The following is a 19,792-nucleotide window of genomic DNA, read 5'->3' on the forward strand; positions in this document are numbered from 1 at the left end:
TGACGTAAAGAGGAAGCGCGCATGGAATGGCTTATTAAACACTGGTGGATTCTGGTGCTGGTCTTTTTGGTGGGGGTAATTATCAACGTGATTAAAGATCTAAACCGCGTTGACCACAAAAAATTCCTCAACAACAAACCCGATCTGCCGCCGCACCGTGATTTTAACGATAAATGGGACGATGACGACGACTGGCCGAAGCACGACCAGTCGAAGAAACCGTAAGTTTGCCGTTATCGCGGTAGCGCCCGCCTGTAACCCCGCCCGCCGGGGTTACAGCATTTCGATGATATCGTCCCCTTTCGGCGTACTGCCGCTCAGCGCCTCATCAAAATAGTGCTTCGGCACGGTGTAGCGCAGTCGCTCGATCGCGAACTGCATGCTGCGATCGTCAATGGCATGCCCCAGATCGTCCACAATATCTAAGGTCACGTCGCCCCCCGCCTGCAACAGCGCCTCCTGTGCCGACACCGCCCACGCCAGATCGATAACCCGATCGTCACCACCGTGGATCAGGTGAATGGTGGTGGCCGTCGTTGCGGTAACCGGCAGCGTCGCATAGCGGCCATTAAAGGCGATCACCCGCGAAGCCAGATCCGGCGCTGCTTTGATGCTCTCCAGCGACATGATCGCCCCCTGAGAGAAGCCGATCAGCGCGGTGGCCAGTGGGCTGATGCCGCTCTTTTCCTGCCAGTAGCGCACAATTTCAATAAAGGTCGGCATAATGGCGTCGATACGCTGCTGACGATTTTCTTCCGTCACTCCCTGCACCGAAAACCACTGCCGACCGTCAGGACCGCAAGGCTCCACCCCGCCAATGCTCACGATCAGCGCATCAGGAAACTGCGGCGCGAACCAGCTGCCAATTTGCCCCATGGAGACCGGGTTATCCCCCACGCCATGAAACAGCAGCAACAGCTGTTGCGCAGGCGTCGCAGGGCTTTGAACAATAAAATGATCGTGTTTCATGGCTGTCTCCTTAGTGTATGCGGGCAGTGTACGCCGCTCGCCAGATATGACCATGCCATTTAACTGAATGAGTTAGTTAAAAAAATTGCAGGTTCGCCACCTGCTGATGCAGCGCCTCGGCGCGCGCTGCATCGAGGAAGCGCAAGGCGTCAGCGGCCTCCTGACGCCATCTCGCCAGCAGGGCTTTACGCCCTGTTAGCTGCAGCGCGGCGCAGAGTTCGGCCTCTTCTTCCCCCTGCAGACGCCCGCGCAGGGCCGGCAACGGGATGTCGACCTGCAACAGCAGGCGATTGAGGCAACCCAGCGCCGCGGCCAGCGGGCGATGGGCGAAGGCAAAGCTCGCCGCTTCCAGCCAGTCCTCATCACTAAGCATAGCCCCTGAAACGGCCGGCAGCGGCGCGGACGCTTGCCGCCACGGGCGCAGCCAGTATTCATCACGCTGTAGCCGCTGTGCCTCCCGTTGCGCGAGCTGATGCCCCGCTGCAGTCAGCGGGAACAGAGCCATCGCGGTATAGCACCCGCTGCTGGCCTCGCGATGGGTGCCCAGCCGCACGAGAATAAACCCACAGCGTTGCCAGAAGCGCCACAGCTCAGGGGTATAGCCAAAGCTGACGGAGAGATAATCATAACCTGCGGCATCGGCGGCGATATCGGCAATCATCTGTTGCCCCAGCCCTTCGCGCTGGCGGGCGGGGTGGACGGCGATCCGACTGACCCGCAGCCCGCGCAGCGTCGCCGCCAGGGGACTGCCGCCATGCGCCGCCAGCGACTGGGCGACCAGGTTCCCCCGCGGCCGGCGAAAACCCGCCCACACCGCCCGGCTGAGTTCGGGAGAAAGTCCCCCTTCGGCCACCAGCCACAGGGCGCCCGCCACCGCACCGCCGGCGCGAGCGCAGCGGAAAGCCTGGCCTGGAGCGTCCATCATGCGCCGCAGATCGAGAGGAGAAGTGCGGTAATGCGCCCCGGATAACAGCTGGTACATCGCTTCCGGCAGCGCCGGCTGCGTTTGCCAGCTGGACTGATTGACCGCCTCCAGGACTACCTCCCCCGTCGGCGCGTCGCGAAATGCCTCATCGCTGAAGATCAGCAGCTGGCTGATGGCCGACTCCAGCGGGCAGCCTGCGGCCCAGCGGATCGGCGCGCTCAGGCTGAACAATTGCAGATAGGGCAGGCTGGCGCAAAATTTCAGCAGGAACCCGCGACCGGTGCCCTCATAACCCTGCACCGTCGTGGTAAGTAGCGTGCGGGGAAAACGGCTAACCAGCTGCCGGAGAAGCGGAGCCGGTATAGCCGCGGCCTCATCGACAATCAGCCAGGACGCCTTTTCCTTCGACGACAGCAACGCATCAGGAGCCATAAAGCGAAACGCCTCGCCGGCAAAGCTCGCCAGCACGTCGACGGCGCTGCGGGTCGGGGCGGTAACGATGGCCTCACCCGCGAGCTGGCGCAGCAGCATGCCCGCGAGGGCGGATTTCCCTCGCCCTCGTTCAGCCGTCACTGCTGCGATACCAGGCGGTAGACGCAATAATTGCCCAAGGATCGCCGCCTGTTCGGCCAGCGGGTGACCATCGGCGGGATGCCAGTCAGGGCGCCGGACGGCCAGCGGGAGCCGCGGCGAGTCCGACTGCCGCCAGAGCAGCACCTCGGGGTCGGCGATAAACTGCCGACAGCAGCGGAGAACAAAGTTGGGGGTAGAGATCGGGTCGGGCGTATCGCTCCAGCGCAGGGAGTCCTCATCCACCCGGGACGGCCAGTCGGCGAAAGAGGGCGTCAGCAGCACCAGCCAGCTTCCCGCCCGCAGCGTACCGCTCAGAGCCGCCAGGGCGGCCACATCAAACCCGCGCCGGGCATCGAAAAAGGCGTGCATCACTTCCCGCCCCAGCAGCGTCTTCAGGGCGCCAGGCGCCACGCCGGGCGCAGAAACCGGCTCGGAGCCCACCCACAGGCCATCGCCGCCGAGCCGCTCCCGCAGCGCCTGCGCCTGCTGCAGCGTCCAGGCCTCGTCGCCGCTGAGCACCAGCAGGCGGCGAATCCCCTCCCGCGCCATCTGCGCGGTGAGGTCAAGCAGCGCGTCCATCATCAGGGGCGATTACAGCGCGCTGCCGAAGGTGTTGCACTGCGCCGGGTCGCCGCTGTCGAAACCGCGTTTGAACCAGGTGTAGCGCTGTTTTGACGTTCCGTGGGTAAAGCTGTCCGGTACCACCCGCCCCTGGCTCTGCTGCTGCAGACGGTCGTCGCCGATGGCCTCGGCGGCGTTTAACGCCTCCTGCAGATCGCCGGTTTCCAGAATATCCTGCTGCTGCATATTATGCCCCCAGACGCCGGCGAAGCAGTCTGCCTGTAGCTCCATCTTAACCGACAGCCGGTTGGCTTCGGCCTCGGTGGCATGCTGCTGTTGCTGGCGAACCTTCGGCTCAATGCCCAGCAGTTTTTGTACGTGATGACCCACTTCATGGGCAATGACGTACCCCTGGGCAAAGTCGCCATCGGCGCCCAGTTTATTTTTCATTTCATCGTAGAATGACAGGTCGATATAGACCGTACTGTCGGCAGGACAGTAGAACGGCCCCATCACCGACTGGCCGGTACCGCAGCCGGTACGGGTCGCGCCGCGGTAGAGCACCAGCTTTGGCTGAGGGTACTGGCGGCCCATCTTTTCAAAAATCGGTCCCCAGGTATCTTCGGTGGTGGCCAGAATGACGGAAGTAAACTTCGCCGCTTCATCGTCTTTCGGACTGATGGAGCGCTGCGTGGAGGTCTGCTGCTGCGGCATCGGTTCGCCGGTCAACATGCCGGTCAAATCCACGCCGTAGTAGCCCGCCACCAGCACAATAATCAGCAGTACAATGCCGCCCTTCCCGCTCGGCAGACGGAAGCCGCCGCCCCCGCCGCCGCCAAACGGCGAGCCTGATTGTCCACGTCGATCTTCAACATTGTCGCTTTCGCGACGCCCTTGCCAGCGCATAAGCACCTCATTCCCTGTTATGTATCAATAGCAGAGATCGTAGGCGGTTCAGCGCAGGATTACCACAGGAAACAGCAAGAGACGCCAGAAGATGAGGCCATCTTCTGGCGGCGGGCGGGTTAGTCGAGCTTAACGCCCAGACGGTGAGCCACTTCTTCGTAGGCTTCGATCAGGCCGCCAAGGCTCTGGCGGAAGCGGTCTTTGTCCATTTTATCGAGGGTGTTTTTGTCCCACAGGCGGCTGCCGTCCGGCGAAAACTCATCGCCCAGGACCACTTCGCCTTTGAACAGACCAAACTCCAGCTTAAAGTCCACCAGAATCAGACCGGCGTCATCGAACAGCTTTTTCAGCACGTCGTTGGCTTTGTAGGTCAGCTCGCGCATCCGCGCCAGATTCTCTTTGCTCACCCAGCCGAAGGTTTCGCAATAGGAGTCGTTGACCATCGGATCGTGCATGGCATCGTTTTTCAGGAACAGATCGAACAGCGGCGGATTCAGCTCGATTCCTTCTTCAATGCCTAAACGTTTTACCAGCGAGCCTGCCGCACGGTTACGCACCACGCACTCCACCGGCACCATATCCAGTTTTTTTACCAGGCATTCGGTATCGGAGAGCAGCGCTTCCATCTGGGTAGGGATGCCCGCTTCTGCCAGTTTGCTCATAATGAAGTGGTTGAACTTGTTATTCACCATGCCTTTACGATCGAACTGCTCGATGCGCGCGCCATCACCTGCTGACGTATCGTTACGGAATTCCAGTACCAGCAGGTCCGGATTATCGGTGCTGTATACTGTCTTCGCCTTACCACGATACAACTCAGCTTGCTTTTTCATCTTTCACTACTCCAGTGATATTGAGCCTAAAAATACGTTTCCACCTATACACAAAATCATTCAAAGTGCATCGAGGCGGCAACTGAGCGAATCCCCAGGAGCTTACAAAAGTAAGTGACTGGGGTGAACGAAGGCGGCCAACAAAGAGGCAATTTGAAGGATGATGTGCATACGCACACGTTTGCGTCACTATATATTAAAAGGGCCGGATTGCTCCAGCCCTTTCGTTTACTTGTTAAATGCGGCCTGGAATACGGCTACCAGGGCGTCATTTTGCGACTGCGTCAGGGTGTGGCCTTTCGGGTCGATGAACTGCAGGCTACTGCGGTTATCGAGGTCGCCGACCTGAAGTTTGTAGTCACCGGAGGCCAGCTGCGGGTCGCGTGCGCCCAGCTCCTGCCAGCTGCTGTCAGACAGCGGCTTGTAGGTCAGCGCCATGCTGCCCTGAGAGCGCGTGCTGTCGGTCACTTTCATCCCCACTTTCTCGAGGGCGCCTGGCAGACGCTGCCACACCATGTTAAACGGCGCGCGAACAACGAGCATCGGCAGACCCGTATCGTCGGCAGCGCTCTGCACGTCGAAGGTGGCGCCCGCGCTGCGCTGGGCGGCGTTCTGGGCGCTGGTGGCGTTCATGTCCAAGCCTTCCGAAATGACGTTCAGCATGGCGGTGCTGTAGCGCTGCAGTGACGCCGGATCGGCAACCGGTTTACCCGCCTGCTCCAGATTCACCAGCTTGACCACCACCGCTTGCTGATAGCCCTGCGGTTTGACGGAGATTTGATAACGACCGCGATACTGCTGATCTTCATCAAGACGGTTCCACTCAACCCAGTCGGTGTTCAGCGTCTGGCTCGCATCATCGCGCTTGGCGATAACGTAGTTCTTCGACTGAAGAATGCTGGTAACCTGCGCCCACAGCGAACCGCTGCGGCCGTTCTCGACCATCAGCGTCGCGGTATCGCCGTTGAACTGGGTGCGGGCGCCGCTAACCAATGCCAGCGGCTGCGCCGGCGGGCGAATGTCCAGCGCCTTGCCGACCGCGCCGGTGCTGTTGGCCACCGGAATGTTGTAATCACCCACCTGAATCGGCAGGATCATCCCCGCCGGCGCGTGAAGTTCGCTCAACGGTGACGCCTGTAAATAGGCCTCATCACCGCTCACCTGACGCTTATAGCGCGAGTCGGAACTACAGGCCGCGAGGAGTAGAACCAGCGAAACACCCGCAACCTTCGCCAGGCGCGACTTCTGTACTGAGTAAGCCATCAAATCTCCCTAAACTTTACAGCAAACCGGCATGCTTCAGCGCGGCGGTAACGGCTTCACGACCCTGGTCGGTGATAGGCGTCATCGGCAAGCGCAGCGTATCGGTCGCCACAAGACCCAACGCCTTGCATCCCCATTTCACCGGGATAGGATTGGGTTCGACAAATAATTTTGTATGCAATGGCATCAGACGCTGGTTAATCGCCCGGGCTTCGGCAAATTGACCCGCCAGCGCCAGACGGCACATGTCGGCCATTTCGCGCGCCGCCACGTTGGCGGTGACGGAAATCACGCCCACGCCGCCGAGCTGCATGAAGTCCATACCGGTCGCATCGTCACCGCTCAGCAGAATAAAGTCGTCTGAAACCAGCTCTTTGATCTGGTGAACGCGACTTAAGTTCCCTGTAGCTTCCTTAATACCGACAATATTTTTAATTTCCGCCAGACGGCCAACGGTTTCCGGCAGCATATCGCAACCGGTACGGGACGGCACATTATACAGAATTTGCGGCAGGTCAGTATGTTCGGCGATAGCTTTAAAGTGCTGGAACAGGCCTTCCTGGGTAGGACGGTTATAATAAGGAGTGACCGTCAGGCAGCCGACAACGCCGCTGTCGTTAAAACGCTTGGTCAGGCTAATCGCCTCTGCGGTTGCATTGGCTCCCGTTCCAGCGATCACCGGGATACGCCCGTCAGCCAGTTCCAGCGTCATCATCACCACGTCGCCGTGCTCTTCATGGCTCAGCGTTGCGGATTCACCGGTAGTCCCTACCGAAACGATCGCCGAGGTTCCGTTGGCGACATGGTAATCAATCAGTTTTTTCAGGCTTGTCCGGCAGACATTACCGTTTTCATCCATCGGCGTGACAAGCGCTACAATACTTCCCGTGAACATGGGCCATCCTCAGAGCAGAAGTGCGACAAGATTCTCAATGTTACGTTTGGAGCTGCAATAAAAGCAAGAGACCCGACGCCATCAGGGATGTTGTATGGCGGTTTTTTTTATGCTTTCCTAATGTTACCTCACCTTTTTAAAGGAAGAACAGGTTTGACAGCCTCATTACAACACTATCTGGTTATTACCGCCCTGGGGGCTGACCGTCCCGGCATCGTGAATACGATCACTCGCCACGTCAGCAGCTGCGGTTGTAATATCGAAGACAGCCGGCTGGCCATGCTCGGTGATGAGTTTACGTTTATCATGCTGCTTTCCGGGTCGTGGAATGCGATTAACCTGATCGAATCAACCCTGCCGCTGAAAGGCGCGGAGCTGGAGCTGTTGATCGTGATGAAACGCACCACCGCGCGCCCCCCGCAGGCCATGCCAAACACCGTCTGGGTCCAGGTTGAGGTGCCGGACTCACCGCATATCATCGAGCGCTTCACTGCCCTGTGCGATACATGGAATATGAATATCGCGGAACTGGTTTCCCGCACGCAGCCGGGAGACGGTGATTCCGCGCAGCTTTTTATTCAGATAACTGCCCACAGTCCTGCGACGCAAAATGCAGCAAATATCGAACAAGCGTTCAAAGCCCTATGTACAGAACTCAACGCACAAGGCAGTATTAACATCGTTAATTATTCACAGCATGATGAACAGGATGGAGTTTAACCCATGACCCCACTGAAAGCCGGTGATCTTGCACCGAAATTTAGCTTACCGGACCAGGACGGCGAGGAAGTAAATTTAACCGACTTCCAGGGACAGCGTGTCCTGGTTTATTTTTACCCGAAGGCCATGACCCCGGGCTGCACCGTCCAGGCGTGCGGCTTGCGCGACAACATGGACGACCTGAAGAAAGCCGGTGTGGAAGTGCTGGGCATCAGCACCGATAAACCGGAAAAGCTCTCCCGCTTCGCCGAAAAAGAGCTGCTGAACTTTACGCTGCTGTCTGATGAAAACCATCAGGTTTGCGAGCAGTTTGGCGTCTGGGGCGAAAAATCCTTTATGGGGAAAACCTACGACGGGATCCACCGTATCAGCTTCCTCGTCGATGCCGATGGCAAAATCGAACACGTCTTTGATGACTTCAAAACCAGCAATCACCACGACGTGGTGCTGAACTGGCTGAAAGAAAACGCCTGATGCAAAGCAAGACGCCGGGTGAGAGAACCTCGCCCGGCGTCTTTTTTTATCCTCAATGCCTTAGTCGTCGTCGACCACCAGGCCATCCGGCCAGGCATGCACCACCGCTTTAATCAACGTGGCCAGCGGAATGGCGAAGAAGACGCCCCAGAACCCCCACAAACCGCCAAAGATCACCACCGACAGGATAATCACCAGCGGGTGCAGATTCACCGCTTCCGAGAACAGCACCGGGACCAGCAGATTGCCGTCAAGCCCCTGAATAATCAGATAGACCGCGAACAGACTCCAGAACTCGGTGCCCGCGCCAAACTGAAACAGCGCCACCCCCACCACCGGAATGGTCACCACAAATGCACCAATATAGGGGATCAGCACCGAGAAGCCCACCAGCACCGCCAACAGCAGCGAGTAGTTGAGGCCGAAAAGGATGAAGCCTATCCAGGTGGCGACGCTGACGACAATCATCTCCAGCACCTTACCGCGAATGTAGTTGGTGATTTGCTGGTTCATCTCCTTCCATACCTGCCCGGCCAGGCCGCGGTTGCGCGGCAGCACGCGGCGTACCGCGTTGAGCATCTGCTCTTTATCCTTCAGCAGGAAGAAGACCATCAGCGGCACCAGCACCAGATACACCGCCAGCGTAAGCAGCCCCACCAGCGAGGCGAGAGAATACTTGACCACTGAGTCGCCCACCGTCAGCATCCGGGTGCGCATATTTTCCGCCATCGCATCGATGATGCCGGCATCCATTAACGCCGGATAGCGCCGCGGCAGCGTGGCGGCAAAATCAGAGAGCTTGTTGAGCATGCCCGGCATATCGCGGATAAGGTAGATCCCCTGCTGCCAGGCCACCGGCAGCACCACGAAAGCCAGCAACAGCAGGATGCCCACGAAGAGGATCAGCACCAGCGAGGTCGCCCAGGTGCGCGACAGACCGATGCGCTCCAGGCGCACGGTCGGCCACTCCAGCAAATAGGCCAGCACGATAGCCACCAGTAACGGGGCCAGCAGGCCGCTGAAAAAGAACATGATGCCGAAACCGGCAAGCAAAATAACCAGCAGCGCTATCGCCTCAGGGTCGCTGAATCGACGGCGGTACCACTGCATTAACATCTCGAGCATAAAACCTTCCCTGAAGCGCAAAGCGGCGACAAACGGAGGAATTGTATCGAAATGTCACAAAAAAGACTTCGCTTTTTGATGCGCAGCAGACAAACCCGTCTCCGCCGTGAAGAACCTATTTTCAATGTGTCTAACGCCAGCTAAACTCGCTGGGATGCGGCCAGGGAACATTGCGTCGCACAATCGGTCAAACTGGCACACCCACATTACAGGACAGAGGTTATGTTCAGGCAGTTGAAGAAAACGCTGGTGGCGACCGTGATCGCGTCGCTGACGCTGGGTTCGTTAGGCCCTGCTTTTGCTGACTCCGCAGATACCCTGCCGGACATGGGGACCTCCGCAGGAAGCACGCTGTCGATTGGTCAGGAAATGCAGATGGGGGATTACTACGTCCGCCAGCTGCGCGGCAGCGCGCCGCTGATCAACGACCCTCTGCTGGTGCAATACATCAACGGGCTGGGCATGCGTCTGGTCTCGCATGCGAATTCGGTGCGCACCCCGTTCCACTTCTATTTGATTAATAACGACCAAATCAACGCCTTCGCCTTCTTCGGCGGCAATGTGGTCCTCCACTCGGCCCTGTTCCGCTATTCCGATAATGAGAGCGAACTGGCCTCTGTCATGGCGCACGAAATTTCCCACGTTACGCAGCGGCATCTTGCCCGCGCAATGGAAGATCAGAAGCGCAATGCGCCGCTGACCTGGGTCGGCGCGCTGGGTTCAATTCTGCTGGCGATGGCCAGCCCGCAGGCCGGGATGGCGGCGCTGACCGGGACGCTGGCCGGCACCCAACAGGGCATGATCAGCTTCACCCGTCAGAACGAAGAAGAGGCCGACCGGATCGGTATTCAGGTTCTGCAACGCTCAGGATTCGACCCGCAGGCCATGCCGATGTTTATGGGTAAACTGCTTGATGAGTCGCGTTACTCAACGCGGCCGCCGGAAATGCTGCTCACCCACCCCCTGCCGGAAAGCCGGCTTGCCGATGCTCGTAACCGCGCCAACCAGATGCGCCCGGTTGTCGTGCAGTCCTCAGCGGACTTCTATCTGGCGAAGGCGCGTACCCTCGGAATGTACACCAACGGCGACAATAAGCTGGGCACCGATCTGCTCAACGCCTGGGATAAAGGCAATATCCGCCAGCAGCATGCCGCGCAGTATGGCCGCGCCCTGCTGGCGATGGAAAGCAACAACTTTGACCAGGCGCGCAAAACGCTGCAGCCGCTGCTCAGCGCCGATCCGCAAAATCCCTGGTATCTCGATCTGGCTACCGATATCGACCTCGGGCAGAAGAAAACCGGCGACGCCATCAACCGCCTTAAAAACGCCCGCGAGCTGCGCACCAATCCGGTGCTGCAGTTGAACCTGGCCAACGCCCTGCTGCAGGGTGGCCAGCCCGGGGAAGCGGCGACCATCCTGAATCGTTATACCTTTACCTATAAAGAGGATGGCAACGGCTGGGACCTGCTGGCTCAGGCGGAAGGCGCCCTGGGCAATCGCGACCAGGAGCTGGCGGCGCGGGCAGAAAGCATGGCGCTGGTCGGCCAGCTGGAACAGGCGATTTCCCTGCTCAGCAGCGCCAGCTCGCAAGTGAAACTCGGTAGTCTGCAGCAGGCCCGCTACGATGCCCGCATCGACCAGCTACGTGAGCTACAGGCCCGCTTCCGCCCCTACCAAAAAATGTAAGGAGACCCCATGACCGACGCGGTAAAAATTTACCATAACCCACGCTGCTCGAAGAGCCGCGAAACGCTGAGCCTGTTGAAGAGCCACGGCATCGATCCTGAGGTGGTGCTTTATCTTGAGACGCCACCGGATGCCGGGACGCTGCGTCAACTGCTGCAGCTGCTGGGTATGGAGAGCCCCCGCGAGCTCATGCGCCAGAAAGAGGATCTGTATAAATCGCTTAATCTTGCCGACCCGGCGCTCAGCGACGCGGCGTTGATACAGGCGATGGTCGACAATCCTAAGCTTATCGAACGCCCCATTGTCGTTAGCCGCGGCCAGGCGCGTATTGGCCGACCGCCGGAGCAGGTCCTCGAGATCGTAAGCTAACCCGCCCGCGCCGCGCTATCGCGGCGCTTTTTTTACGTAGCCGATTCCAGATCTTCCACGCCAATCCCTCCCGCCCGCCTTGCAGTGCTACTGTTCATCTATCGCTCAATCCACTGGACGGATGAACATGAAAAAACCAACCTCAACGCCTCATGATGCTGTATTTAAGAGCTATCTCTCCCATCCTGATACCGCCCGCGATTTTCTGCGGCTGTACCTGCCCGAGACGCTGCTTAAGGTGTGCGATCTGCGTACGCTGCATCTCGAGTCCGGGCATTTTGTCGAAGACGATCTGCGTCCCTTTTACGCCGACATTCTGTATTCCCTGAAAACCACGGCGGGAGACGGCTATATTTATGCGCTTATCGAACACCAGAGCACGCCCGATCGGCATATGGCCTTTCGTCTGATGCGCTACGCCATCGCCGCCATGCAGCGCCACCTTGATGCCGGCCACGATCGGCTGCCGCTGGTGATCCCTGTTCTCTTCTACCACGGTCTGGTGAGCCCCTACCCGTTCTCGCTGCGCTGGCTCGATGAATTCGTCGCTCCGGAGCTGGCCGGCCACCTTTATCACGGGGCGTTTCCGCTGGCGGACATTACCGTCATTCCGGATGACGACATTGCCACCCATCAGCGCATGGCGACGCTGGAGTTACTGCAAAAACATATTCGACAACGCGATCTGGCGCAGCTCCTCGACAAGCTGAGCGAATTATTATTGACTGGTCTGGCGACGGAATCGCAGGTACAAGCCCTGATGCACTATCTGGTGCAGGCAGGCAACGCGCGAGAGCCGATCAAGTTCATTCGCGAGCTGGCGTTACGTACGCCGCAGCACAAGGAGACGTTGATGACAATTGCGGAATATCTGGAACAACAAGGCCTGGAGCGGGGCCTGGCGCAGGGCCGTCAGGAAGGCCGGAAGGAAGAGGCGCAGCGTATAGCCGCCGCTATGCTACACAGTGGCCTGGCGCGCGATCTGGTCGCCCGGTTGACCGGGCTGACGGAGGAGGAACTGACTCCGCAGGCGGACTAGAGTTTAAGGATCTCTTTCACGAAGGGGATCGTCAGCTTGCGCTGAGCGGTAATCGAGGCATGATCCAGCTGATCGAGGGTCATAAACAGCGAGCGCATTTCGCGATCCAGCCGCTTCAGCAGGAAGCGGCATACGTCCTCCGGCATCTCGAAGCCGCGCAGTCTGGCACGCAGCTGCAGGGCCTGCAGCTTGTCTTCATCCGACAGCGGCTGCAGCTTATAGATCTGCCCCCAGTCAAGCCGCGAGGCGAGATCCGGCAGACCAAGATTCAGTTGCCGCGGCGGCCGGTCCCCGGTGATCAGCAGACGGGTTTTACCTGATTCCAGGATCCGGTTGTAGAGATTAAAGATGGCCATTTCCCAGGGCTCATCCCCGGCGACGCACTCGATGTTATCGATGCAGACCAGCGCCAGCTGTTCCATCCCCTCCAGCACCTCCGGCACAAACCAGGTGCGTTTATCCAGCGGCACGTAGCCCACGGCATCCCCGCGCTGGGAAAGCTCGGCGCAGGCGGCGTGTAACAGGTGGCTGCGACCCGCCCCTTCACGTGACCAGATATAAATATACCCGCTGTGTTCCTGGCGCAGTACGTTCTGGAGGGCAGCAAGTAGGGAAGGATTATCACCCGGCCAGAAACTCGCGAAGGTTTCGTCGTCAGGAAGATACAGTGGCAAAGAGAGCTGTGCCGGTGCGTTCAGATGGACCTCAACATAGGCTTACAGAAAAACGCGAAGAGTTTATCACAGATTTAGGTCCGGAGAGAACCGGGCGGGATCGCCGCCCGGTCAGACGATCGTTATTTAACCTCTTCGCTATCCGCGGCGTCGAGAACCACCTCTTCCGGACGCAGGACGCTGATAAGCTTGAAAATCAGGCTGAGCGCGATACCGACGATGGTGGCCAGCGCCATCCCTTTCAGCTCAGCGGCGCCGATGTGCACTTTGGCACCGCTGACGCCGATGATCAGGATCACGGAGGTGAGAATCAGATTCTGCGCCTTGCTGTAATCCACCTTCGATTCAATCAGTACGCGGATCCCTGAGGCGCCGATTACCCCGTACAACAGCAGCGACACGCCGCCCATCACCGGCACCGGGATGATCTGGATCGCCGCCGCCAGTTTGCCGACGCAGGAGAGCAGAATCGCAATGATCGCCGCGCCGCCGATAACCCAGGTACTGTAGACGCGGGTAATCGCCATCACGCCGATATTTTCCCCGTAGGTGGTGTTAGGCGTCGAGCCGAAGAAGCCGGAAACGATCGTCGACAGGCCATTGGCAAACATCGAACGATGCAGGCCCGGGTCGCGGATCAGATCGCGTTTGACGATATTAGCCGTTACTACCAGGTGACCGACGTGCTCGGCAATCACCACCAGCGCAGCGGGCAGAATGGTGAAGATGGCGAACCATTCAAAACGCGGCGTGTAGAAGGTTGGCAGCGCGAACCAGTGCGCTTCGGCGATCGGGGTGGTATCGACCACGCCCATCACAAACGACAGCGCATAGCCCACCAGAACGCCAATCAGGATCGGGATAATCGCCAGGAAGCCGCGGAACAAGACCGAACCAAACACCGTCACCGCCAGGGTCACCATCGAGATAATAATGGTTTTACTGTCCGGCGACTGGCCGTCGGCCGGCAGCAGCCCGGCCATGTTGGCCGCCACGCCCGCCAGCTCCAGACCGATAACCGCCACGATGGCCCCCATCGCCGCCGGGGGGAACATCACATCCAGCCAGCCGGTACCGGCTTTTTTGACAATAAAGGAGACGAGGCAGAACAGCACGCCGCACATAATGAAACCGCCCAGCGCCACTTCATAGCCCAGCGGCAGCAGGAGCAGCACCGGAGAGATAAAGGCGAAACTCGATCCCAGATACGCCGGGATTTTGCCTTTACAGATAAAGAGGTACAGCAGCGTACCAATACCGTTGAACAGCAGCACGGTGGCCGGGTTGATGTGGAACAGGATTGGCACCAGCACCGTTGCGCCAAACATGGCAAACAGGTGCTGCAAACTAAGCGGGATAGTCTGTAAAAGCGGCGGTCTTTCACTCACCCCGATAGCACGGCGCGTCATAGTGTTTTCCTCTGAGATGGTTAGTTATGTGTGTTTTATTCAAAAAAAAGCCGACTCTCAAAGTCGGCTTATTTATCGTTATGCGATTATTTCGTACCAAAGATCTTGTCGCCGGCATCGCCGAGACCGGGAATGATGTACCCGTGCTCGTTCAGTCCCTTATCGACAGAGGCGGTGTACAGCTCAACGTCCGGGTGCGCTTTCTCCAGCGCGGCAATTCCTTCCGGCGCCGCCACCAGTACCAGCACCTTGATGCTGGTGCAGCCGGCGTTTTTCAGCAGATCGATAGTGGCGATCATCGACCCACCGGTGGCCAGCATCGGGTCAACCACCAGCGCCATACGCTCATCGATGTTGGACACCAGCTTCTGGAAGTAAGGTACCGGCTCGAGGGTCTCTTCATTGCGATAAATACCCACCACGCTGATACGCGCGCTCGGCACGTGCTCAAGTACCCCTTCCATCATGCCGAGGCCTGCGCGCAGGATTGGCACGACGGTAATTTTCTTGCCCTTGATCTGCTCAACTTCCACCGGGCCGTTCCAGCCTTCGATGGTCACTTTCTCGGTCGCCAGATCGGCGGTGGCTTCATAAGTCAGTAAGCTGCCCACTTCAGAGGCGAGTTCACGGAAGCGTTTGGTGCTGATGTCGTGCTCGCGCATCAGGCCCAGCTTGTGTTTGACGAGTGGGTGTTTGACTTCCACAATCTTCATTCTCTTTCTCCTCTGAGGGGCAGCCACAAAAAAAATCGCGGGATTATACCGCTTTTTTCGGATTAGGCCATACCCATCTTGCTTGACGTATATCAAGCAAAGTGATTTAGAGACAAAAAAACCGGAGGCGAGGCTCCGGTTTTAGCGCGGGGTTCTGCCGGGCGGCGCTAACGCTTACCCGGACCGCAAACCCCGCAGGCCCGATAAGCGCAGCGCCACGGGGGAATTATAGCTGCTCCCCGTTGCTGGCAATCACCTTCTTATACCAGTCGAACGACTTCTTCTTACTGCGCTCCAGCGTGCCGTTGCCTTGATTATCTTTATCCACGTAGATAAAGCCGTAGCGTTTTTTCATTTCCCCCGTTCCGGCGGAAACCAGATCGATACAGCCCCACGGGGTATAACCCATCAGATCGACGCCATCCTCGACCACCGCCTTTTTCATCTCCGCGATATGCGCGGAGAGATAATCGATACGGTACTGGTCATCCACGCTGCCGTCCGCTTCACGAACATCGATCGCGCCAAAACCGTTTTCGACAATAAACAGCGGTAGCTGATAGTGATCCCAGAACCAGTTCAGCGAATAGCGCAGGCCGACCGGGTCAATCTGCCAGCCCCAGTCCGACTTTTTCACGTACGGGTTGGAGACCAGGCTGGTGGTTTCATCATAATCGAGCAAGGGGTTGTCTTCGGTGGCCTTGGTGGCGAAGGACATATAGTAGCTAAAGCCGATGTAGTCGACACAGCCTTCGGTTAACGCCTGACGATCGGCTTCGGTGATGTCCAGGCTAAAGCCGCGGCGGGCAAAATAGTTGAGCAGATGCTGCGGATAGCGGCCGCGCACGTGGACGTCGGTGAACCAGTACCGACGGTGCATGGCGTTCATCGCCATCATCATATCGTCCGGCGCGCAGGTCAGCGGATAGATAGGGCACATGGCGATCATGCAGCCTATCTGCAGAGCAGGGTTGATCTCGCGCGCCGCTTTCACCGCCAGGGCGCTGGCCACCAGCTCATAATGTGCGGCCTGGTACATTACCGGTTCCCGATCTTCACCCGGTAAATACTTCAGACCGGAGTTGGTGAAAGGGGCAAAGTCCTCATGGTAGTTAGCCTGGTTGTTGATCTCGTTGAAGGTCATCCAGTACTTCACTTTATGCTGATAGCGGGTGAAGACGACCCTGGCGAAGCGCACGAAAAAGTCGATCAGCTTGCGGTTACGCCAGCCGCCGTACTCGGTGACCAGGTGATAGGGCATTTCAAAATGCGACAGCGTAATGACCGGTTCAATACCGTGTTTCAGACATTCGTCGAACAGATCGTCATAAAACTGCAGGCCAGCCTCGTTCGGCTCCTGTTCATCGCCCTGCGGGAAAATACGCGTCCAGGCAATCGAGGTGCGGAAACATTTGAAGCCCATTTCGGCAAACAGCGCCAGGTCCTGCGGGTAGCGATGATAAAAATCGATCGCCTCATGGTTCGGGTAGTTTTTTCCCGCCACCACGCCGTCGGTGATTTCCCGCGGCACGCCGTGGGCGCCGGCGGTCATCACATCCGCCACGCTGACCCCCTTGCCCCCCTCCTGCCAGCCGCCCTCTAACTGATGCGCCGCCACCGCGCCGCCCCACAGAAAACCTTCTTTAAATCCGGACATAGTCTCTCCCTAAGGTCGATCGTCGCCAGGCGAACGATAGTGCTGATTGAAATGGTAAACCGCGCCAATCAGGCCGGCATCGTTGCCGTGACTGACGGTATCGAGATAGTCGGCAATGCCGAACCAGGCCAGATGCTGGCGCAGCAGCGTCAGAAATCCAGGGCGTTCCACAACGCCGCCGCCGATAAAAATGGTCTGCGGATCGAAGATATTGACGAGGTTATAAAGGCCATGACCCAGGCCATTGAAGAACTCGGCGACCAGACGCTGGCAAACCGGGTCGCCGGCGTCATAGCGGTCAAAAATCATTTCGCCAGTGACGCTATCCAGCGGCGCGCCAATATGTTCTGCATAGCGATGGCGCAGCACCCGCAGGGTGCAGTTTTCATTCATCGAGTAGCGACGGGGATCGCGTCCGCCGGGACGATCGGTAAGCATATAGCCGAACTCGCCGGCGCGAAAACGCGCCCCGTGGATCAGCTGATGTTGGCAAAAAATCGCTCCACCGATGCCAGTGCCGATAGTGAGCACCAGAAAATTGGCCATCTCCGCCGCTTTACCCTGCCAGCGCTCGGCCAGCAGCACGCAGTTGGCGTCGTTTTCCACCGAGACCGGCAGCCCGGTTCGCGTCTCGAGCCATGATTTCATGGCGAAGTTATCAAATCGACGGATAGCGCCGCCCATGGTGATAAATCCACTGTGCGGATCGACATAGCCCGGCGCGCTGATGGCAATGCCTTCGCATGACGGGTGGGCCGCCAGCCACGACAGCATGGTCTGTAAGATATGATCGCCATCGCTGTCATTGATTGACTGCTTCGCGGTTTCCAGCAGCCTGCCGTCGCGGGTCATGACGCCCATCTTTAACGCGGTGCCACCGATATCAAATGCCGCAATCTTCATTCATCCCTCCCCTGTCGAGCATAAATCACCGGTAATCCATACGGCGATCAATCACAGAAACCGGTTTCATTAATATGATGGGGATTACCTGACACTGAGGCAAGCACAAGGCTGTACCCGGTTTCATTTTCGTGAGCAGTATCAAATTTGACCATCCGCCAACGGTTTTACGCCGACTGTAAAGCAGGCTCGCAAACGTTTGCTTTCCCTGTTAGAATTGCGCCGATTTTTCTTGCTTACCGCAAACGCGTGGAGACTTCGCAGTGACCGACAAAACCTCTCTCAGCTATAAAGATGCCGGCGTGGATATTGATGCAGGCAACGCTCTCGTCGACCGTATTAAGGGCGTGGTGAAGAAAACCCGTCGCCCGGAAGTGATGGGTGGACTGGGCGGATTCGGCGCGCTGTGCGCACTGCCGCAGAAATACCGCGAGCCGGTACTGGTCTCCGGCACCGACGGCGTCGGTACCAAGCTGCGTCTGGCAATGGATCTGAAGCGTCACGACACCATCGGCATCGACCTGGTCGCCATGTGCGTGAACGACCTGGTGGTTCAGGGTGCTGAACCGCTGTTTTTCCTTGATTACTACGCCACCGGTAAACTGGACGTCGATACCGCAGCCAGCGTCATTAACGGCATCGCCGAAGGCTGCCTGCAGTCCGGTTGCGCGCTGGTGGGCGGTGAGACCGCAGAGATGCCGGGGATGTACCACGGCGAAGATTACGACGTGGCGGGTTTTTGCGTCGGGGTGGTGGAAAAATCAGAAATCATCGACGGCAGCAAAGTCGCTGACGGCGATGTGCTGGTGGCGCTGGCCTCCAGCGGCCCGCACTCTAACGGCTATTCGCTGGTGCGTAAGATTATTGAAGTTAGCGGCGTTGACCCACAGACCACCGACCTTGACGGCAAACCGCTGGCCGACCATTTGCTGGCGCCGACCCGCATCTATGTGAAATCGGTTCTCGACCTTATTGCCAGCGTTGACGTCCACGCCATCGCCCATCTGACCGGCGGCGGCTTCTGGGAAAACATCCCGCGCGTACTGCCGGACAACACCCAGGCGGTGATTGATGAGTCTTCCTGGCAGTGGCCGTCCGTTTTCAACTGGCTGCAAACCGCCGGTAACGTCAGCCAGCATGAGATGTACCGCACCTTTAACTGCGGCGTGGGGATGGTTATCGCCCTGCCGGCAGCAGAAGCAGACAAGGCCATTGCCCTGCTGAACGAGAAAGGTGAAAACGCGTGGAAAATCGGGTATATCAAAGCCTCCGATTCCGAACAGCGTGTGGTCATTGCATGAAAAACATTGTGGTGCTGATTTCCGGTAGCGGCAGTAATTTGCAGGCGATCATCGACGCCTGTGGCCGGAAACAGATAAACGGCACCCTGCGTGCGGTATTCAGTAACAAGGCCGATGCGTTCGGCCTTGAGCGCGCGCGCGCGGCCGGGATCCCGGCCCACGCGCTGGCGCAAAGTCAGTTTGCCGACCGGGAAGCGTTCGATCGTCAGCTGATGCATGAAATTGACGCCTACGCCCCGGATCTAGTGGTGCTGGCGGGCTATATGCGTATCCTTAGCCCGGCCTTTGTCAGCCACTATCAGGGACGACTGCTGAACATCCACCCTTCGTTACTGCCGAAGTATCCTGGCCTGCATACCCATCGCCAGGTGCTGGAAAACGGTGACGAGGAGCATGGGACCTCGGTGCACTTCGTCACCGATGAGCTGGATGGCGGTCCGGTTATCCTGCAGGCCAAAGTGCCGGTCTTTGCTGGCGACAGCGAGGAAGAGGTTACGGCGCGGGTACAGACCCAGGAACATGCCATTTATCCGCTGGTGATAAGCTGGTTCGTCGAGGGGCGTCTGCGCATGGTGGGCAACCACGCCTGGCTGGATGAACGACAGCTTCCCCCCCAGGGCTATGCCGCTGAAGAATGAACAACAGCCCCGCCTTTCTCCATCGCGGGGCTTTTTTTTAATTAAAATTGTTTATTAATCAAACATCTCACAGAAATAATTCTTCTTACTGTCATATAGTTGTGACACAGTAAATCGCTATGCAGAAAAATTCGTCATAATAGTCTACGTCCTGTGAGT

Annotated in this window: 21 protein-coding genes; 8 read left to right on the forward strand and 13 right to left on the reverse strand. The window is 58.2% G+C overall.

Annotation, left to right across the window (positions count from 1 at the left end; translation table 11 throughout):
- The first annotated feature begins 21 nt into the window (after positions 1-21).
- Positions 22-225: a YpfN family protein gene (locus ACLEXF_RS09535; RefSeq protein ID WP_002913768.1), complete on the forward strand. Its 204-nt coding sequence runs from the start codon at positions 22-24 to the stop codon at positions 223-225.
- Positions 226-273: 48 nt separating this feature from the next.
- On the opposite strand, the gene ypfH is transcribed toward ACLEXF_RS09535, so the two are convergent.
- From ypfH to dapA, 6 genes are all read right to left on the reverse strand, one after another.
- Positions 274-969: an esterase gene (gene ypfH / locus ACLEXF_RS09540; protein WP_004201952.1), complete on the reverse strand. Its 696-nt coding sequence runs from the start codon at positions 967-969 to the stop codon at positions 274-276.
- Positions 970-1,045: 76 nt separating this feature from the next.
- Complete coding sequence (locus tag ACLEXF_RS09545) at positions 1,046-3,049, reverse strand: tRNA(Met) cytidine acetyltransferase TmcA (RefSeq protein WP_065802928.1); 2,004 nt, start codon at positions 3,047-3,049, stop codon at positions 1,046-1,048.
- A gap of 9 nt (positions 3,050-3,058) precedes the next feature.
- Entirely contained in the window at positions 3,059-3,934 is an 876-nt protein-coding gene (ypfJ, locus tag ACLEXF_RS09550; RefSeq protein WP_004201945.1) for a KPN_02809 family neutral zinc metallopeptidase, read from the reverse strand.
- Between the two features lie 119 nt (positions 3,935-4,053).
- A complete protein-coding gene (gene purC / locus ACLEXF_RS09555; RefSeq protein ID WP_002913801.1) occupies positions 4,054-4,767 on the reverse strand; it encodes a phosphoribosylaminoimidazolesuccinocarboxamide synthase in 714 nt (237 codons plus the stop codon).
- A 228-nt stretch (positions 4,768-4,995) separates the two neighbouring features.
- Positions 4,996-6,030 carry an outer membrane protein assembly factor BamC gene (gene bamC, locus ACLEXF_RS09560; RefSeq protein ID WP_004201942.1) on the reverse strand — a complete coding sequence of 345 codons (1,035 nt, stop codon included), beginning with the start codon at positions 6,028-6,030 and terminating at the stop codon, positions 4,996-4,998.
- Between the two features lie 16 nt (positions 6,031-6,046).
- Entirely contained in the window at positions 6,047-6,925 is an 879-nt protein-coding gene (gene dapA, locus ACLEXF_RS09565; RefSeq protein WP_017900447.1) for a 4-hydroxy-tetrahydrodipicolinate synthase, read from the reverse strand.
- Positions 6,926-7,078: 153 nt separating this feature from the next.
- On the opposite strand from dapA, the gene ACLEXF_RS09570 reads away from it, so the two are divergent.
- Positions 7,079-7,645 carry a glycine cleavage system transcriptional repressor gene (locus ACLEXF_RS09570; protein ID WP_002913804.1) on the forward strand — a complete coding sequence of 189 codons (567 nt, stop codon included), beginning with the start codon at positions 7,079-7,081 and terminating at the stop codon, positions 7,643-7,645.
- Between the two features lie 3 nt (positions 7,646-7,648).
- Entirely contained in the window at positions 7,649-8,119 is a 471-nt protein-coding gene (gene bcp, locus ACLEXF_RS09575; protein ID WP_004201935.1) for a thioredoxin-dependent thiol peroxidase, read from the forward strand.
- 60 nt (positions 8,120-8,179) lie between these two features.
- On the opposite strand, the gene ACLEXF_RS09580 is transcribed toward bcp, so the two are convergent.
- Together ACLEXF_RS09580 and ACLEXF_RS09585 are read right to left on the reverse strand one after the other, a co-directional pair.
- On the reverse strand, positions 8,180-9,244 hold the full coding sequence (locus tag ACLEXF_RS09580; RefSeq protein ID WP_004201933.1) for an AI-2E family transporter: 1,065 nt from the start codon (positions 9,242-9,244) through the stop codon (positions 8,180-8,182).
- Between the two features lie 54 nt (positions 9,245-9,298).
- A complete protein-coding gene (locus ACLEXF_RS09585; RefSeq protein WP_032425793.1) occupies positions 9,299-9,415 on the reverse strand; it encodes a hypothetical protein in 117 nt (38 codons plus the stop codon).
- 51 nt (positions 9,416-9,466) lie between these two features.
- On the opposite strand from ACLEXF_RS09585, the gene bepA reads away from it, so the two are divergent.
- The 3 genes from bepA (at position 9,467) to ACLEXF_RS09600 (ending at position 12,338) form a co-directional block, all read left to right on the forward strand.
- Positions 9,467-10,930 carry a beta-barrel assembly-enhancing protease gene (gene bepA, locus ACLEXF_RS09590; RefSeq protein WP_004201932.1) on the forward strand — a complete coding sequence of 488 codons (1,464 nt, stop codon included), beginning with the start codon at positions 9,467-9,469 and terminating at the stop codon, positions 10,928-10,930.
- 9 nt (positions 10,931-10,939) lie between these two features.
- Positions 10,940-11,299, forward strand: a complete 360-nt coding sequence (arsC, locus tag ACLEXF_RS09595) for an arsenate reductase (glutaredoxin) (protein ID WP_048297992.1) — start codon at positions 10,940-10,942, stop codon at positions 11,297-11,299.
- A 127-nt stretch (positions 11,300-11,426) separates the two neighbouring features.
- Positions 11,427-12,338 (forward strand): Rpn family recombination-promoting nuclease/putative transposase, encoded by a 912-nt coding sequence (locus tag ACLEXF_RS09600; RefSeq protein WP_064178304.1) that lies wholly within the window; start codon positions 11,427-11,429, stop codon positions 12,336-12,338.
- Here ACLEXF_RS09600 and ACLEXF_RS09605 read toward each other — a convergent pair.
- The 5 genes from ACLEXF_RS09605 to bglK all read right to left on the reverse strand — a co-directional run bounded on the left by ACLEXF_RS09605 (position 12,335) and on the right by bglK (position 17,694).
- Positions 12,335-13,036 carry a DnaA inactivator Hda gene (locus ACLEXF_RS09605; protein WP_020947395.1) on the reverse strand — a complete coding sequence of 234 codons (702 nt, stop codon included), beginning with the start codon at positions 13,034-13,036 and terminating at the stop codon, positions 12,335-12,337. The genes ACLEXF_RS09600 and ACLEXF_RS09605 overlap by 4 nt on opposite strands.
- A gap of 98 nt (positions 13,037-13,134) precedes the next feature.
- A complete protein-coding gene (gene uraA, locus ACLEXF_RS09610) occupies positions 13,135-14,421 on the reverse strand; it encodes a uracil permease (RefSeq protein ID WP_017900445.1) in 1,287 nt (428 codons plus the stop codon).
- 86 nt (positions 14,422-14,507) lie between these two features.
- Entirely contained in the window at positions 14,508-15,134 is a 627-nt protein-coding gene (gene upp, locus ACLEXF_RS09615; protein ID WP_004201927.1) for a uracil phosphoribosyltransferase, read from the reverse strand.
- Positions 15,135-15,360: 226 nt separating this feature from the next.
- A complete protein-coding gene (locus ACLEXF_RS09620) occupies positions 15,361-16,791 on the reverse strand; it encodes a 6-phospho-beta-glucosidase (RefSeq protein ID WP_064189598.1) in 1,431 nt (476 codons plus the stop codon).
- A gap of 9 nt (positions 16,792-16,800) precedes the next feature.
- Complete coding sequence (gene bglK, locus ACLEXF_RS09625; RefSeq protein ID WP_048295279.1) at positions 16,801-17,694, reverse strand: beta-glucoside kinase BglK; 894 nt, start codon at positions 17,692-17,694, stop codon at positions 16,801-16,803.
- Positions 17,695-17,957: 263 nt separating this feature from the next.
- Here bglK and purM point away from each other — a divergent pair, with 263 nt between their 5' ends.
- Positions 17,958-18,995 (forward strand): phosphoribosylformylglycinamidine cyclo-ligase, encoded by a 1,038-nt coding sequence (purM, locus tag ACLEXF_RS09630; RefSeq protein ID WP_004201922.1) that lies wholly within the window; start codon positions 17,958-17,960, stop codon positions 18,993-18,995.
- Positions 18,992-19,633: a phosphoribosylglycinamide formyltransferase gene (gene purN / locus ACLEXF_RS09635; protein WP_004201920.1), complete on the forward strand. Its 642-nt coding sequence runs from the start codon at positions 18,992-18,994 to the stop codon at positions 19,631-19,633. Before purM ends, purN begins: the two co-directional genes overlap by 4 nt.
- The last annotated feature ends 159 nt before the right edge of the window (positions 19,634-19,792 follow it).

It is taken from the genome of Klebsiella pneumoniae complex sp. WS1778 (assembly GCF_049472055.1).
In the GTDB taxonomy this organism is placed as follows: domain Bacteria; phylum Pseudomonadota; class Gammaproteobacteria; order Enterobacterales; family Enterobacteriaceae; genus Klebsiella; species Klebsiella quasipneumoniae.

Bases quoted from the DNA above. Each gene is read 5' to 3' on its own strand.
- ACLEXF_RS09535 (WP_002913768.1), top strand. From the start codon at position 22: ATGGAATGGCTTATTAAACACTGGTGGATTCTGGTGCTGGTCTTTTTG.
- ypfH (WP_004201952.1), bottom strand. From the start codon at position 969: ATGAAACACGATCATTTTATTGTTCAAAGCCCTGCGACGCCTGCGCAA.
- ACLEXF_RS09545 (WP_065802928.1), bottom strand. From the start codon at position 3,049: ATGATGGACGCGCTGCTTGACCTCACCGCGCAGATGGCGCGGGAGGGG.
- ypfJ (WP_004201945.1), bottom strand. From the start codon at position 3,934: ATGCGCTGGCAAGGGCGTCGCGAAAGCGACAATGTTGAAGATCGACGT.
- purC (WP_002913801.1), bottom strand. From the start codon at position 4,767: ATGAAAAAGCAAGCTGAGTTGTATCGTGGTAAGGCGAAGACAGTATAC.
- bamC (WP_004201942.1), bottom strand. From the start codon at position 6,030: ATGGCTTACTCAGTACAGAAGTCGCGCCTGGCGAAGGTTGCGGGTGTT.
- dapA (WP_017900447.1), bottom strand. From the start codon at position 6,925: ATGTTCACGGGAAGTATTGTAGCGCTTGTCACGCCGATGGATGAAAAC.
- bcp (WP_004201935.1), top strand. From the start codon at position 7,649: ATGACCCCACTGAAAGCCGGTGATCTTGCACCGAAATTTAGCTTACCG.
- ACLEXF_RS09580 (WP_004201933.1), bottom strand. From the start codon at position 9,244: ATGCTCGAGATGTTAATGCAGTGGTACCGCCGTCGATTCAGCGACCCT.
- ACLEXF_RS09585 (WP_032425793.1), bottom strand. From the start codon at position 9,415: ATGTTCCCTGGCCGCATCCCAGCGAGTTTAGCTGGCGTTAGACACATT.
- bepA (WP_004201932.1), top strand. From the start codon at position 9,467: ATGTTCAGGCAGTTGAAGAAAACGCTGGTGGCGACCGTGATCGCGTCG.
- arsC (WP_048297992.1), top strand. From the start codon at position 10,940: ATGACCGACGCGGTAAAAATTTACCATAACCCACGCTGCTCGAAGAGC.
- ACLEXF_RS09600 (WP_064178304.1), top strand. From the start codon at position 11,427: ATGAAAAAACCAACCTCAACGCCTCATGATGCTGTATTTAAGAGCTAT.
- uraA (WP_017900445.1), bottom strand. From the start codon at position 14,421: ATGACGCGCCGTGCTATCGGGGTGAGTGAAAGACCGCCGCTTTTACAG.
- upp (WP_004201927.1), bottom strand. From the start codon at position 15,134: ATGAAGATTGTGGAAGTCAAACACCCACTCGTCAAACACAAGCTGGGC.
- ACLEXF_RS09620 (WP_064189598.1), bottom strand. From the start codon at position 16,791: ATGTCCGGATTTAAAGAAGGTTTTCTGTGGGGCGGCGCGGTGGCGGCG.
- bglK (WP_048295279.1), bottom strand. From the start codon at position 17,694: ATGAAGATTGCGGCATTTGATATCGGTGGCACCGCGTTAAAGATGGGC.
- purN (WP_004201920.1), top strand. From the start codon at position 18,992: ATGAAAAACATTGTGGTGCTGATTTCCGGTAGCGGCAGTAATTTGCAG.